The sequence below is a fragment of the Oryzomonas rubra genome (genome assembly GCF_008369015.1).
GTDB classification, from domain to species: Bacteria; Desulfobacterota; Desulfuromonadia; order Geobacterales; family Pseudopelobacteraceae; genus Oryzomonas; species Oryzomonas japonica.
The window spans coordinates 1-13,963 of the sequence record NZ_SRSD01000009.1; the positions used below are offsets into that span (position 1 = coordinate 1).

Sequence of the window (13,963 nt, forward strand, 5' to 3'; positions counted from 1 at the left end):
CTCGAAATATGTCCGGAAATACGAACCGCCAAGAACACCTTATCAAAGACTCGCTGCGTCAGTTGACATCACGGATGAGGCAAAGACAACACTGGAAGCCCTTTACAATTCACTCAATCCCTTTACACTGAAAGCGAAGATTGAAGCAAAGCTCAAGGCAATCTTCCACATCGTCAGGTTACCTACAATATGAGGCAACGTATCAAGCCTTCGGTTACCTTTTAATATGAGTCAACGCGGGGACCAGGGCACGCGCAGGGGGCACCTGCCGTAGAAAACAAAAAAGGCTTACGGAAAAATCCGTAAGCCTTTGAAGTATCCGCAAGAAGACGACTGTGTGGTGAAGATGGTAATCCCAAGGGGATTTGAACCCCTGTTACCGGCGTGAGAGGCCAGCGTCCTAACCACTAGACGATGGGATTGTCCGGGTACTGGCGACAAGCGTGTTCATTGTCGTTGCAATCGTTTGTACAGCAACCTCCCCACAAAGTCAACGAATCGTGCCGCAGAGGCACCGAGACACCGAAGACAAAAGGCGGCACCATACAATTTCCGACGAATGCCGACCGGTCAAAAAAAAAGAATTGCGATTGCAAATAGTGCCTTTGTGAGGTACAAATAGACAGGTAATTTATTAATGAATTCTATGCGTAACACCGCAACACGGAAGGGGGTTGCCTTCCAAGGCAGATCAGGCTATGGTGCCCATCTGCCCGGGCCGCAGAAGGATCGGAGGTTCAAAGAAATGGCGCAGGGCCGCTGGTGGGGCGCTGGGCCGATTCAGGGACGAAAAGAGGTGCGGACACGAGGCGTGCAGGTAACGTTCATGAGGGATCATGGGAAACGGGGGTAGTATATGGCACGCTTTTTTGACTCCATGGGCAACGCAGAGGCAAACCGGATGGTGGACCTTTTGAAAGAGAGGGGCATCGCATATCCCCAGGGGATTCCGCCGGAAGGGTCGCACCAGAGGGAAATCATGGTAGCCGCGGAGGATCTGGAAGCCGCGGAACGGATCTTGTGCAGCCCCACCCGCGGGGAGGCGTAGCGGGACCGGTGATGTTCGCGCAGTAACGTAACAGGAGGGCACCCGGAGATGATCCGGGTGTCCTTTTTCGTGTGATAGTGCAAATTCAGGAAACCGATAGCCTCGCAAGGCCGCCGGACAACCGAAGCGGCCTCCCGGTGCCCCTATGAAAAAGATACGCATATGCGTCAACGACCTGATGCAGACGGATTACGTCTATTACCTGACGGAGCCGGTGGGGGAAAACTTCCATCCCGACTTCCGGCCCGAATTGACCCCGCGGGAGATGCTGGAACTGGGGGTCTTCGGGGGGAAATACCTGACCGACTGCAGGGGCGAGTTCCCCGAGGAGTGGTTCGCCAACGCCCGGCTCTGCCACGAGCGCCACGTGCCCGAACTGAACTTCTTCGGCGTCAACGCCTCCAAGCCGCTCTCCTATTGGCGGGAAAAAGGGTGGATTCACAGCGACGACCCGCGGGGATGGTTCCAGTGGTACTGCCGCTATTACCTGGGGAGGCGGTGCGCCGACGACCCACGGCAGATCAAGCGATGGCGGGCCATGGCGCGACATATCGCCCAGCTGCGCAAAAACTGCCCCGAGGGGCACCTGGCCTGCCGGAGAAAGCAGCGCCAGGCGCTGCTCCACTGGGCCTACGACAGCAGGAAGATCTGAACCGCACCAGCGGTTCCGCCCGGAGCCCCGGAGAGAAGGGCGCGCTCAGGCCGACAGCTCCTCCAGGTCCCGGGATTCCAGGATCTGCTTGTCCGCCCCGTAGCGCGCGACCCGGAGCATGGCGCGCCCGATCCGTTCGGTGGTGGTGATGCGGCCGGGGAAGGCCCGGCGCAACAGCGGCAGCACCGGCCCCAACAGGCGGTAGAGCAGGCGGTAGCTCTTCGTCTTGGATTGGATGCCGTGCAACGGCTGGATCACGCCGGGGCGGAAGATGTAGACCCTGCGGAAGGGGAGGCGCTGGAGGGCGTTTTCGAGCCTGCCCCGCACCCGCGCCCACATGACCCGCCCCTGTTCCGAACCGTCGGCCCCGGCGCCGGAGACATAGACAAAGGTCATGTGCGGGTTGAGCCGCGCCAGGGCTTGGGCGGCGGCCATGGTCAGGTCGTAGGTGACGCGGGTATACTCATCCTCCCCCTTGCCGGCCGACGCCGTGCCCAGGCAGAAGAAGCAGGCGTCGAAGCCGGTCAGGTCCCCCTCGATCGCCCCGTAGTGCCACAGGTCGGGGTGGATCAAGTCCCGCAGCTTCGCGTTCGCCAGACCGGTTGGCGTTCTCCCCACGGTCTGCACGAAGGCCACCCCGCTATCCAGGAGGCATTCCCGCAGCACCCCCTGCCCCACCATGCCGGTGGCGCCGAACATCAGCACCCTCATACCGCTCATCCCATTTCTCCCATCGTTATGATAACTCTTCACAACACAAGAACATCTGCCACAGAGACACAGAGAACGTCAAAAACAAAGAAACAACCATGTAAAAAACAGCCTGTGACTTTGATGTTCTCCGTGGCTCTGTGTCTCTGTGGCAGGTTCTCGGTTTTGGCACAACTATCGTTCAAAGATTCAGCACTCCTCCAGGCCCTTCCCGCACGGCACTGCCCCGCCCCCGAAGCGGCGCCGCATGAGGGCCATGTACGACTGCTCGCCGGCCTCCCGCCGGGCCATGACCAGGGTCTCGATATCCTCGGTGGCCACGTAGCGCAACCGGTCCGTGCCGTCGGTGGCGGCATCGAAGATGACCTGGGCCACGTGATCCTCCGTGGCCAGCCGCGCGGCGCGCAGGCCGGCGAAGGCCTCCTGGGTCCGGGCGACAAAGGGGGCATAGTCGGCCAGCGCGGCGTTGCAGGCGGCCTCGGCGCCGCTGCGCCGGCCGAAGTTGGTGCTGAGGACTCCCCCCGGCTCGACGATCTTGACCACGATGCGCTGGGAGGCCAGCTCATAGGAGAGCGCCTCGCTGAACCCCTCCAGGGCGAACTTGCTGGCGCAGTACAGGGAGAGCATGGGCAGGGTGAACACCCCGGCCCCCGAACTGACGTTGAGGATCAGCCCCCCCTTGTTGGCGCGGAAGTGGGGGAGGATGGCGCGGGTGACCGCCATCACCCCGAAGACGTTCACGTCGAACTGCTCGGCGACCTTTTCCGGGGGGGTCGCCTCGAACAGGCCGAAGAGGCCGAAGCCGGCGTTGTTGACCAGGGCGTCGATACGGCCGAAGCGGGCGATCCCGGCCTCGATGGCAGACGCGATGGTCGCGGGGTCCTGCACGTCCAGCCGCGTGACCAGCACGTTGGGGAGCGCGGTCAGGTCCCGTTCCTCCTCCGGGCGGCGCATGGTGGCAACCACGTTCCACCCCTCCCAGGCGAACAGGCGGGCGGTGGCCCTGCCGAAACCGGACGAGCATCCGGTGATCAAGATGGTGTTCTTCATGTCTGGCCTCCTCGCCTGCGCTGTGGTGACAGGTCCCGCGCCGGTGCGTGACGAGCCCCCACAATTATTCCACACTTATACAATTTCACATCTATCGAATTTATCAACGAAAGAAAAAGCCCGTTGCCAGGCTCCCTACCCTCTTGCAAACCCGCTGCCCCTACTCCGGCAGGAGTCGTTTCACCTCTGCCCAGGTCTCCGGCAGGGGGCGGGCCACCAGGAACTTCCCCTGGCGCTCGGTGGTGATGAGCCCCGCATTGGCCAACTCCTTCAGGTGATGGGAGACCGTGGGCGCGCCGATCTTCAGCGTCGCGATCAACTCCGCCACGCCGCATTCGCACGCCGCCGTCTTGAAACTCCCCTGCTCCCCCTTGACGATGCTGAGATAGATCTCCAGCCGGTTGGGATGGGAAAGGGCCTTGAATATCTTTGCCGCCTGCTTGATGTCCATGACTGCTCCCTAAACTTCGATAACTGTCAAAATGTTAGCGCGGATGATTGCCCTGGTCAAGGATTATTTCTCGGGACGAGAGCCCCAAGAACGGGTGGGGCTCATTCCCCCCTTTATAAAAGGGGGGCCAGGGGGGATTTGCTTGGGGTGCGGTACATGTTCAGAACTGCCCGGCCCTGCCGTGAATGAGGCTCTGCACGTGGTGCACGGCGCGGTAGCGCTCTTCCTCCAGAACCGCTTCGGGGTGTTCGGGATCGACCGGGTGCACCGCCAGCCAGGGGCCCTTGCCCGCCCCCCGGACCGGCAGGGCCTCGTTCAGTATCAGGAACAGGCGATCGTTGATCCCCTTTTCCGCCTCGTCCTCCCCGCCCCTATCCATGGCCACCTCCCGGTGGAACAACAGCTCCCCCTCGGCGTCGAACTGGCTGAAATCCACCCGGTGGGAGCCGTTGACCATGGCCGGGCTGATCACGGTGACCAGCTTGCGCGCCTGTTCGCCCGCCACCAGACGGGCGATGCCGTATCCCTGGGAATCCCTGGTCATGCCGTACAGGGCGGCGCAGAGCAGGTCCACGAAACAGGAGGTGTGGAGGAAACCGCGCCTGGCCCGGTCCGAGGTCTCGTAATAGAAGCCGCGCCCCTCGGCATGCTCGGCCAGGAGCGCGCCGCAGATCAGGCAGTGATCCGCCAGCCCCTCCCGACGCGCCAGGGAGTCCGCCATCTCCGGCGGCTCCCGCTCCTCCGCCCGGGGCAGGTACAGGAAGGAGGCGCGGGGCTCGGGGACGGCGTCCAGCACCCGGAGGAGGTCCAGGGCGATCTCCCGGAACTGGCCGTACACCTCCGTGCCCCGGGCGTGGGTCAGGATCGGGTAGATCTTGCCGTCCGGGTTGGTGGTGAGGCTCTCCACCTTGGGGCTCTTGGAGATGAAGGTATCCAGGCAGCGGTAGCCCCGCTCGGCGGCGAAGCTCCGCAGCAGGGTCTTCTGGTCCCGAAACTCCCCGTCGTACTTGATGCGCTCGTCCACCAGGCAGGGGATCAGGGCCAGGGCGTTCCGGTCCATGCCCCGCTGCTCGGCCAGGGCGATGATGTTCTTGCAGTTTTCCATGCTGGCCATGTCCTTGACCGGCACCAGCACCTGATCGGCGGCAAAGAGGGCGTTTCTGGTCAGGGCGTTCAGGTCGGGACGCGTATCGATGATCACGACGCCGGGCAGCCCGGACTCGCCCAGGAGGCCGGCCAGGGTCCGGGGGTCCCGGAAGCGTTCCAGCAGGGGGTTGAGCCGTTCGGCGGTGGAGGAGGGGATATAGCCGACCCCGTACTGGCCGGTGTGCGCCAGGGCGCCGGCCGGCTGCCCCTCCAACATCTCGCGGACCGTGCCGTGCAGCTTCTGCCCCTCCAGCGCGAACATGCGGTCGATGGTGAAGTGATTGTCGAAGGAGAGGATGGTGACCGGCAGGCTCTCCCGCAGGGCGCGCAGGTACACGGCCAGGTTGCAGGCCAGGGTGGTCTTGCCGACCCCTCCCTTTTCCGAGGAGATGGTTATGACGTAGGGGTACGGCTGCATGGGGCGCGCCCAAACTCCTTGCCGCTGACATGCGGCTTTTCGATGCCTGCTGTTCCTTATCGGCAGTATACCGCAGCAGGTAAATCGAATGCTATGCCCGTTTTCAATCCCAGGGCAAATTCCACATTATTTTCACAAAATAAACCCGTTCATGGTCCTGCAACCGATACCCGTTTACCGGCTTTCGGTGATTCGCATCACAAATAGGACAAATAAACCCCTTTACATCTTTTCCGGCAATTCGCTATAGTGTTCGGATTGCAGGTACGGCATCACTCCGGCACGATACAGAAAGGAAAGAATCGGAACAATGGACATGAGAGGTAGAGGCAACAAAAGGGGAAACTGGCTTCGGATCGCGGTGCTGCTGGGCATGGCGGCCGTGCTGTGGGGGTGCGGAAACGGCGGGGATGCGGCATCGACGGCCACCAGCAGCGCCTCCCAATCCAGCACCGCCGCCAGCAAAAACGCATTCGTGTCCCTGGTCCCCTCCGGCGACGGCGGGCTGATCATCCAGGGGAACAACATGAACGGGGTTGCCGGCATAGCCCTGACCATCACGTACGACAGTTCGGTCCTGGCGGCCCCCACCGTAACCCAGGGGGGCCTCACGGCGGGTTCGGTCATGGCGACCAACACCCAGTACGCCGGGACCATAAAGCTCGCCATCGTGAGCAATACGGCACTGGCGGGCAACGGCGAGATCGCCGCCGTCTCCTTTGCAACGGTCAACGGGATAGGAAACGCCTCCCTGGCCTCGGTGGAATTGATCGACGGCAATGGCGTGGCGGTGCCCTGACAGGACCTGCGAGTTCAACCACATGGAACAGCACGGCGCGCCCCCCGCTCCGCCGCTCCCCGAAAACAGTGCCAGATAAAAATAGCTTGACACGGAACGGCAGCGCCCGTACACTCCGCTCCTCATAAAGGGGAGTAGCTATCAACCGGAGACATGGTTGATCCCGGGTTCGTCAACACAGCCGCAAGGCTCGGACCGGGAACGATATATATCGCCAGCAAGACCTTTATCCACTGTGTTTTCATGCCGTGGGTAAAGGTCTTTTTCATTTACCCCGGCGCAGAAGGAATCGCCGGAGGTACCATGCACCTGCACCCTGTTCACAACCACCCTTCACTGTCCCATCCTTGCCACTACGGTATCGATCATCACGAACTGCCAACCATGCCGGTTTCCCGGCGGGAACGCCCGATGTCCGGCGCCCCGCCCCACCGGCCGGCGGCGGCCCGATGCCGCTTTTTTCACCCGTCACCCCATGGAGGCGCGTATCGTACACACCGAATCGCCGGTAACCCGAACCCATTGACACACCTGCTCTCGTTTCCACCCGGAGCCTCCCCATCGGGAACGCCCCAGCAAAGGAGAAAACCATGTCATACCCAAGGAGTGTTGTTACCAGGGAGCCGAAACCATCCCAAAAGAGTCTGAAAAAGAAAAAGGAACGGATGGACCAACTGCAGAATATCATTTCACTGCGCATCAACGACGACGAGAAACGTGCTTTGGAAAAGCTGACGAAGTCCACGTCCAAGAGCATCTCCGAGATCATGCGAGAGGCGATTGCCCAGTGGAGCCAGAACCGGCGCAAGCTGTGCCTGGATTGACCGTACCACAAACCACAAGGAGAACCGAATGAAGAACCACCTTATCAAGGCGGGCGCCATTATGGCGGCCATAGTATTCCTCAGTGTCACCGCATTCGAATTCAACGCCGACGCCCGGGCCGGCGGCGGCCGCTCTTTCGGCGGCGGTTCGCGCAGCTATTCCCGCTCCGCCAGCCCCTCCCCCTCATCCACCTACGGCGGCACGTCGCAGCGGCAGGCCGCGCCCGCGCCCGGCGCCTTCCAGCAACCGCAGGGGGGCGGGTTCCTGAGGAGCATGGCCGGCGGCCTCGCCGGGGGCATGCTGGGCAGCATGTTGTTCAGCAGCCTTGCCGGGGCGGGATCGGGAGTCGGCGGCATGGGCGGCGGAGGCATGGGCCTGGTGCAGATCGCCCTCCTGGCGGGGGTCGGCTATCTCATCTACCGCTATATAAAAAAAAAGCGGGCCGATAGCGCGGCCACCTTCTCCGGGCAGGGGGGGTATGGGGGCGGAACCGTAATCCCCCTGCCCACTGCGCAGCTGGGCACTCAGCCGGCAGCGGACGATGTGGGGGCCGGCCTGTCCCATATCCGCCGGATGGACCCCTCGTTCGACGAAAACCGCTTCACCGATGCGGCCATGGATACCTTCTTCAAGATTCAGGGGGCGTGGATGAATCGCGGCCTGTCGCCGGTGGCGGGGCTTTTGACCGACGAGATGCGGGGGATCTTCCAGACGGACCTGGACCGGCTGCTGCGGGACAAGCAGATCAACCGGCTGGAGAATATCGCCGTCAGGGAGGTGAAGATCGCCGAGGCGTGGCAGGAGGCGGGACAGGACTATATCACCGCTTCGATCTATGCGAATCTGCTCGACTATACCACCGACGAGACGACCGGCGCGGTGGTGTCCGGCAGCAAGGCGGAGCCGGTCAAATTCGAGGAATTCTGGACCTTCACCCGGGTGGTGGGCGCCAACCCGTGGCGGTTGTCGGCGATCAACCAGGCATAGCCGGCTTGCAGCAATCGGGCACGTCCCCCTTCCCGCCACGGGAGGGGGGACGTGCCGAAACATAATGAATGGACCCCGGGGGGCACTCGTCCTATAATCATTCGATAGACACAACGATACGGGAAGCAGAGGGGGCGACCCCGTTCCTCTGCCCCCTCCAAGGACAGGTACGTCATGACCGGCAAATTAGTTACGAGCATACCTTCCAACCGGCTGCTCAACCGAATCCTGGAAGAGCCCCAGTTCATCGCCGTCATTCAGAAGCTGAACGGCCGCGCCCTCAACAAACTCATTCACCACATCGGCATCGAAGATTGCGGGGAGATCATCGCCCTGGCCACCACCGGCCAGTTGGAGCAGGTGTTCGACGAAGACCTGTGGCGCGGCGCCCACCCCGGCGACGAGGAGACGTTCGATTCCCGCCGCTTTGCCTTGTGGCTCGAGATCATGCAGGAGACCGGCCCGGATTTCGTCGCCCGGACCCTGGCCGGGATGGACGAGGATTTCATCACCATGGCACTGTCCCAACAGACCCTGGTCGTGGACCTGGACGAGTTGACCCTGCGGATGCTGAACAGAACCGAAGACGAGCCGTTCGATGACCGGTTTCTGGAAACGGCCCTCGAGGGCAGCCTCAACTGCGAGTTCGGCAAATACCTGGTGATCTCCAAGAGCCTCGACTCATGGGATGCCATCGTCCGGGCCATGGCCAGCCTGGATGCGCATCACCACAGCTACCTCATGCGCATCCTGGAGCGCTGCTGCCATCTTTCCTTCGAGTATATCGAGGATAACGGCGGGCTCTACAACGTCCTCACCAAGAGCGAACAACTCTCCTCCGATGTCGCCGCCGGCCGGGAAGAGAGGCGGGAACAGGCGGGGTTCGTGCCGCCAACGGCGGCCCTGGGCTTCCTGAACCTGGCGCGCCGGGCCGGGGTGGACGAGCTTATGGAATCCGGGACCGTGGACGCCATAACCAAATCATACTTCCGCACGATCAACGAGGCGTGGGCCAACGACAGCCTGGCCGCCGCCGGCAGCCAACCCGCGCCCGGGGCCTCGGGCGGGGCCGACGCCACCCCGACGGAGAAGATGGTCCAGTTCATACAACTGCTCGGCGAGATCGATGCCATACCCGCCCCGGAAAAGACGCAACTTTTGGAGGAATCCAGAACCGGCCGCCAGGGGCGGGAAAACCGCCTCATCAGGGATGCCATGTTCGAACTGAGGGAGGCGGACGGGAAGCTCTACTCGTTGCGCATGCACGAACTGAACTACCTGGCGAACATCCTCATCTCCGGCTGCGGCTACCATTCCCGCAGCCTCCGGCAGAGCGAAGCGGCCGAGATCGTTCTGGCGACCGGGAACCTGGGCCTGGAATACCTGCTGTCCGTGCGCCCCGCAGCCCCTGGGGGTCCCCTCCCCGGCCCGGTGCTGGCGGACCACGACATGGTCAAGCTCTTCAAGATCGGCTGGAATATCCTCTACCGCGAGGTTGCGCTCAAGGTCGGCGCGGCCCTGACCGCCGCCCTGCGCCTCTGGCTGCACGCCCCTGCCCCGCCTCCCCGCACGGCCCGGGCCGCAAAGGCCGTCGCGGGGCTGTGCAGGCAGATGGAGCTGGACCTCGCCCAGGACAGGCCCTGGAACTCGCGCAAGAAACTGACGGCCCTGGAGTGCGTCTTCGACCAGGCGACCATCCATGCCCTGCAGACGCTGCTGGACGAGTGCCCCTCCCTCCCCCCCCTCGCCGCCGGCCAGGACGGGGAGACGAGCCGCGACGACGAGTTCATTTCCCGGAGAGAGCAGATCGGGCGCATCCACGCTTTCGCCGCCGCCCTGCAGGAACGGTTCCGGGGCGACCTGCCGTAAATAGCTGTTCATAGCCGGCAGGGAGCCCCCCCTGCCGGCTATGGCGGACCGACCCATCCCCTCACGAAGCCGATCGAGAGAAACACCCCTGTAGCATTTTCAAAACTTGTAACACAAACGCCTTCCGAATGTCGTACGACACGTGTATCTGTCTAGTAAATGCAGAAACAAGCGGAGATACATATGTTGCGGTTGGGTTTCGTAGCGGGCCTCTTTGTCGTTGTATTGTGGACGGGCATCTCCAGCGGCAGCTCGGAAGAGCTCAAGATCGGCGCCGGCGATGCGGCGGCGGAAAACATCCTCAAGCCCATCAAGGAGGCCTTCGAGAGCGCCAACAACGTCCAGTTGATCGTGATCGAGTCGGGCGCCAAGGTCGCCTTTGCCGATCTGAATCGGGCCAGCCTGGATGCCGCGGCTGCCGGGATCGGCTACCCTGCCTGGCTTGAGCTCATGAAACGCGAAGGGGTCGAGATCGAGGACCCCGCGGTTTTCCAACCCGTAACAATCGGCAAAGACCACATCGTGGTCATCACCAGCAAAGAGAACCCGGTCAAAAAACTGAACGCCGAACAGTTGCGGGGTATCTTCAGCGGCGAGATCGAGAACTGGAACCAGGTGGGCGGCGCCGATATGCCGATCATGGTGGTCTGGGGCAGCCTGATGCAGGACACCAACGCCATGTTCCTTTCGGCGTTCCTGGCCGGGAAACCGCTGGTAAGCGATGTGCTCGACGCGACAACGGCCGAGGATGTGCGGACGAACATCGCCGCCAACCCGTCGGCAATCGGCATCGGCCCCGCCGGTGCCCTGGACGACTCGGTCGCCTCCCCCGAGACCCCCCTGCTTTCCCGGGACATCACCCTCATTTCACGGGCCAACCCGCCGAATGCGCTGTTGAAACTCCTCGAATTCATCAACAAGGACGGCCGGAAGTTTATCAAGGCGACAGAATAGATCGTACCATCTCCGGCGCGAGGGGCTGGGCCAGCGCTGCCCGGCATCCGCCTGCACAGGGAATTTCCATGACCATCAGAACCAAACTCATCTTCAATATCATCGGCGCGATCATCATGATCGCTGCGGTCTCGGGCACCAGCCTGTTCGGCATGCGTTTCATCCGTGACCGGCTTGGCTACCTGACCACCCGGAGCACCCCGTACCAGCTTCGCACGGCAGAGATGCAGCGGGTGCTCCAGGGTGCGGCGGCCGACTTGGTCAGGACCGGTTCCGTCCGCTCCAAGGCGGAGTACGCCGCCTCCCGGGGAGCGGCCGAGAAATCGATCGCCGGGGTGAAGCGCGCCCAGGATGCGCTGAACGACCTTGGGGGGGCGGAAAAGGTCGAGGCCTATGACGACCTCAATCGCATCGGCAACGAACTCTTTGGCGTGACCGAGGCGCGTATCACGGCCGAAGCGGAATTGAAGGAGGCCGCGACCGCCATCGACGCCAGGCTGCGCGACGTCACCAGCCAGCTCAAAGGGCTGGACGCCAAGGTCAGGAGCCTGCAGAACAGCCATTCCGCTTCCTACAGCACCTCCACCGTGGAGACCAGGAACATCGAGACCCGCCTGCGCAATGCGGAATCGTTCCGCGTCGTCATCAAGGAGCTGGCCCAGATGGTGGCCCTGATCGACCGCGCCACCGATGCCAAGAAGCTGCTGATCGCCCGGGGCAAATTCAACACCGTCATGGCCAAGATCACCAAGAGCGCCTTTCTGGCGGACATGCAGGAACTACGGCCCTCCATCAATCAGTTGGGCGACAGTTCCATCGAACTGGCCAACCTCAAGAAATCGCTGCTGGGACAGGCCGACCCGGAGACGAAGAACCGGTACGGGGCGCTGTACAAGGAGTTGCAGGAGAAGGTCACCTCGCTGCAACTGGCGGTGGAGCAGGAGGTGGCCACGGCCAACTCCAACTACGGCAGCGAGTCCGGCAAGCAGGGTTCCCTGTACAACCAGTCCAGGCTTGCCACCGGCGTGCTGGCCGACAATGCCGACCTGGTGGCCCAGGGGATCTTCGTGGAGGCTCTGACAACCAAGCTGTTCACCCTCACCTCCACCAAGGACGTTGCCGCGGTCGAGGCCTCCCTGCGCGGCGTATTCGACAGGCTGGGCGCGGCGGAGAAGAACGTGGGCGAATCGCTCAAAACGATCAATGCCGCCCGGGAGCGCGCCACCCTGCAGACGGTGACCAGGCACTTCGCCGCCACCCACGGCATGCTGTTCGACCAGAACGGCGTGATCGCCAAGATCCGCCGCAGCCTGGAGATGCAGGAACGGGCGGCGGCGGCAACGCTCAAGCTCCAGGCGGTGGTGCAACAGGAGGCCGACAAGGGGGACAAGACGGTGAGCCAGGCCCAGGGGGACCAGGAGAAGGCCATCTCCTCGGTCAACAGGATGGTCCGCACCAGCTCCCTGCTGATCATAGCCATCAGCCTGGCCTCCACAGCCCTGGGCGTTCTGTTCGGGGTGCTGATCTTTGTCTCCATCAACCGCCCCTTGATCGCCTCGGTAGGGGTGATGAACCGGATCGCCGACGGCGACCTGACTATCACCGTGGAAACCGGCCGGCGGGACGAACTGGGCGTCATGATGGGGGCGATGCAGCGCATGTCGCTCAACCTGAAGGAGCTCATCACCAAGGTTAAAGAGGCCTCCGAGTCCATCAATCAAGCCTCGGCGGAGGTTTCCAACAGCGCGAGCCACACCGTCGATGCATCGCAAAGGATGTTGGAGCGGGCGGGAACCGTGGCCACGGCAAGCGAAGAATTGGCCGCCACCGCGCTGGGGATCGCCAGCAGTTGCCAAACCGCCCACAACGAGTCGCAACAGGCCAACGCCTCGGTCATGACCAGTTCCGCCACCGTGCAGGCGACCATCAAGGGGATGGCGGTCGTCAGCGACATGGTCAAATCCTCAGCCGTAACGGTGGAAAAGCTCGGTTCGCGCTCCGATCAGATCGGAGAGATCGTCGCCACCATCCAGGATATCGCCGACCAGACCAACCTGCTTGCGCTCAATGCCGCCATCGAGGCGGCCCGGGCCGGGGATCACGGCCTCGGGTTTGCCGTTGTGGCCGATGAGGTGCGCCGGCTGGCCGCCCGCACGGCTACGGCGACCAAGGAGATCGAGGCCATGATCGGTTCGATCCAGCAGGAGTCGCGCAACGCGGTCGGTGCCATGGAGGAGGGGGTCACCGTGGTGGAGCGCGGTACGGCGGATTCCGCCCGGTCCAATACCGCCTTGCAGGAGATCCTCAGCCAGATCGACCTGGTGGTCAATCATGTCAGCCACATCGCAACGGCCGCCGAAGAGCAGACCGCCACCACCCATGAAATCAGCACCCATATCCACCAGATATCCGATGTGGTGGAGGAGACGTCCCGCTACGCCCACGACTCATCCCGGGAGGCGGAACGGCTCTCGGGGCTGAGCCGGGAACTGCAGGTACTCGTCGGTCGATTCAAGCTTGCCTGAGGTGCGGCGTACGGTTCCTCCACGGACGGAAGCGACAGGACGAAAGAACACGACCGCTTGCAGACTGCAGAGCCCACCAGATCCTTCTGGTGGGCTCGTTTCGTCCCGGCCCCGGAAAGGGGAAGGCCGGCAGCCGCCCCCCATGAAACGCCGGCCCCCCGTGGCGCTTTTCCTTGAGCATCGGGTCAAAGCTTGCTACTGTCGGGGGGCACGCCATCATGATGCAACCGGGAGAACTGCCATGTACATCGCCAGAGACCAGAATAACGACCTGTACCTCTTCTGCGAACTGCCCAAACGGGGCAAGGAATGCTGGTGGGCCCCTTCGGGGCTCGACGGGACCTACCTCCGCCTCGACAAATCCCTCTACCCCCACGTTACCTGGGATTCGGCCCCCCTGCGGGTGGAACTGCGGAACGTCGAACCCTCCTGATATCGGCAGGCCCCACGACGCTGCAACCGGGAAAAGGCATGCGCCACGCAACCGGGACGACAAAATATACGGTTTTTTCGAAGAAACGCCGCGTT

The 13,963-nt window shown here is 62.8% G+C and carries 13 protein-coding genes, 1 tRNA gene and 1 pseudogene; 10 read left to right on the forward strand and 5 right to left on the reverse strand.

Features of this window, described 5'->3' with window-relative positions; translation table 11 throughout:
• Positions 1-193, forward strand: a pseudogene (locus tag ET418_RS18320) (hypothetical protein); the annotation flags it as partial.
• A gap of 154 nt (positions 194-347) precedes the next feature.
• Here ET418_RS18320 and ET418_RS13950 read toward each other — a convergent pair.
• A tRNA-Glu gene (locus ET418_RS13950) sits at positions 348-422 on the reverse strand.
• A gap of 434 nt (positions 423-856) precedes the next feature.
• On the opposite strand from ET418_RS13950, the gene ET418_RS13955 reads away from it, so the two are divergent.
• Together ET418_RS13955 and ET418_RS13960 are read left to right on the forward strand one after the other, a co-directional pair.
• On the forward strand, positions 857-1,048 hold the full coding sequence (locus tag ET418_RS13955; RefSeq protein WP_149308554.1) for a putative signal transducing protein: 192 nt from the start codon (positions 857-859) through the stop codon (positions 1,046-1,048).
• Positions 1,049-1,193: 145 nt separating this feature from the next.
• Positions 1,194-1,700: a hypothetical protein gene (locus tag ET418_RS13960; RefSeq protein ID WP_149308556.1), complete on the forward strand. Its 507-nt coding sequence runs from the start codon at positions 1,194-1,196 to the stop codon at positions 1,698-1,700.
• 45 nt (positions 1,701-1,745) lie between these two features.
• Here the strand turns inward: ET418_RS13960 and ET418_RS13965 are convergent, their stop codons facing one another.
• The 4 genes from ET418_RS13965 to ET418_RS13980 form a co-directional block, all read right to left on the reverse strand.
• The gene (locus tag ET418_RS13965) at positions 1,746-2,420 is read right to left on the reverse strand and encodes a Rossmann-fold NAD(P)-binding domain-containing protein (protein ID WP_218043399.1); all 675 of its coding nucleotides are present in this window, start codon (positions 2,418-2,420) and stop codon (positions 1,746-1,748) included.
• A 180-nt stretch (positions 2,421-2,600) separates the two neighbouring features.
• Positions 2,601-3,461: an SDR family oxidoreductase gene (locus ET418_RS13970; protein ID WP_149308558.1), complete on the reverse strand. Its 861-nt coding sequence runs from the start codon at positions 3,459-3,461 to the stop codon at positions 2,601-2,603.
• 160 nt (positions 3,462-3,621) lie between these two features.
• On the reverse strand, positions 3,622-3,912 hold the full coding sequence (locus tag ET418_RS13975) for an ArsR/SmtB family transcription factor (protein WP_149308560.1): 291 nt from the start codon (positions 3,910-3,912) through the stop codon (positions 3,622-3,624).
• Between the two features lie 160 nt (positions 3,913-4,072).
• Positions 4,073-5,476: a ParA family protein gene (locus tag ET418_RS13980; RefSeq protein ID WP_149308562.1), complete on the reverse strand. Its 1,404-nt coding sequence runs from the start codon at positions 5,474-5,476 to the stop codon at positions 4,073-4,075.
• A gap of 316 nt (positions 5,477-5,792) precedes the next feature.
• On the opposite strand from ET418_RS13980, the gene ET418_RS13985 reads away from it, so the two are divergent.
• The 7 genes from ET418_RS13985 (at position 5,793) to ET418_RS14015 (ending at position 13,868) form a co-directional block, all read left to right on the forward strand.
• Positions 5,793-6,275, forward strand: coding sequence for a cohesin domain-containing protein (locus ET418_RS13985; protein WP_188055582.1), 483 nt, complete (start codon positions 5,793-5,795; stop codon positions 6,273-6,275).
• A 590-nt stretch (positions 6,276-6,865) separates the two neighbouring features.
• On the forward strand, positions 6,866-7,099 hold the full coding sequence (locus tag ET418_RS13990; RefSeq protein ID WP_149308565.1) for a DUF6290 family protein: 234 nt from the start codon (positions 6,866-6,868) through the stop codon (positions 7,097-7,099).
• Between the two features lie 28 nt (positions 7,100-7,127).
• Entirely contained in the window at positions 7,128-8,087 is a 960-nt protein-coding gene (locus ET418_RS13995) for a Tim44 domain-containing protein (protein ID WP_149308567.1), read from the forward strand.
• Between the two features lie 174 nt (positions 8,088-8,261).
• Positions 8,262-9,956 carry a DUF6178 family protein gene (locus tag ET418_RS14000; RefSeq protein WP_149308569.1) on the forward strand — a complete coding sequence of 565 codons (1,695 nt, stop codon included), beginning with the start codon at positions 8,262-8,264 and terminating at the stop codon, positions 9,954-9,956.
• Between the two features lie 183 nt (positions 9,957-10,139).
• Complete coding sequence (locus tag ET418_RS14005) at positions 10,140-10,910, forward strand: substrate-binding domain-containing protein (protein WP_149308571.1); 771 nt, start codon at positions 10,140-10,142, stop codon at positions 10,908-10,910.
• 68 nt (positions 10,911-10,978) lie between these two features.
• On the forward strand, positions 10,979-13,435 hold the full coding sequence (locus ET418_RS14010) for a methyl-accepting chemotaxis protein (RefSeq protein ID WP_149308573.1): 2,457 nt from the start codon (positions 10,979-10,981) through the stop codon (positions 13,433-13,435).
• 241 nt (positions 13,436-13,676) lie between these two features.
• On the forward strand, positions 13,677-13,868 hold the full coding sequence (locus tag ET418_RS14015) for a hypothetical protein (protein WP_149308575.1): 192 nt from the start codon (positions 13,677-13,679) through the stop codon (positions 13,866-13,868).
• The last annotated feature ends 95 nt before the right edge of the window (positions 13,869-13,963 follow it).

Excerpts from the sequence above, each read along its gene's own strand:
- ET418_RS13955 (WP_149308554.1), top strand. The coding sequence starts at position 857 with ATGGCACGCTTTTTTGACTCCATGGGCAACGCAGAGGCAAACCGGATG.
- ET418_RS13960 (WP_149308556.1), top strand. The coding sequence starts at position 1,194 with ATGAAAAAGATACGCATATGCGTCAACGACCTGATGCAGACGGATTAC.
- ET418_RS13965 (WP_218043399.1), bottom strand. The coding sequence starts at position 2,420 with ATGAGCGGTATGAGGGTGCTGATGTTCGGCGCCACCGGCATGGTGGGG.
- ET418_RS13970 (WP_149308558.1), bottom strand. The coding sequence starts at position 3,461 with ATGAAGAACACCATCTTGATCACCGGATGCTCGTCCGGTTTCGGCAGG.
- ET418_RS13975 (WP_149308560.1), bottom strand. The coding sequence starts at position 3,912 with ATGGACATCAAGCAGGCGGCAAAGATATTCAAGGCCCTTTCCCATCCC.
- ET418_RS13980 (WP_149308562.1), bottom strand. The coding sequence starts at position 5,476 with ATGCAGCCGTACCCCTACGTCATAACCATCTCCTCGGAAAAGGGAGGG.
- ET418_RS13985 (WP_188055582.1), top strand. The coding sequence starts at position 5,793 with ATGAGAGGTAGAGGCAACAAAAGGGGAAACTGGCTTCGGATCGCGGTG.
- ET418_RS13990 (WP_149308565.1), top strand. The coding sequence starts at position 6,866 with ATGTCATACCCAAGGAGTGTTGTTACCAGGGAGCCGAAACCATCCCAA.
- ET418_RS13995 (WP_149308567.1), top strand. The coding sequence starts at position 7,128 with ATGAAGAACCACCTTATCAAGGCGGGCGCCATTATGGCGGCCATAGTA.
- ET418_RS14000 (WP_149308569.1), top strand. The coding sequence starts at position 8,262 with ATGACCGGCAAATTAGTTACGAGCATACCTTCCAACCGGCTGCTCAAC.
- ET418_RS14005 (WP_149308571.1), top strand. The coding sequence starts at position 10,140 with ATGTTGCGGTTGGGTTTCGTAGCGGGCCTCTTTGTCGTTGTATTGTGG.
- ET418_RS14010 (WP_149308573.1), top strand. The coding sequence starts at position 10,979 with ATGACCATCAGAACCAAACTCATCTTCAATATCATCGGCGCGATCATC.
- ET418_RS14015 (WP_149308575.1), top strand. The coding sequence starts at position 13,677 with ATGTACATCGCCAGAGACCAGAATAACGACCTGTACCTCTTCTGCGAA.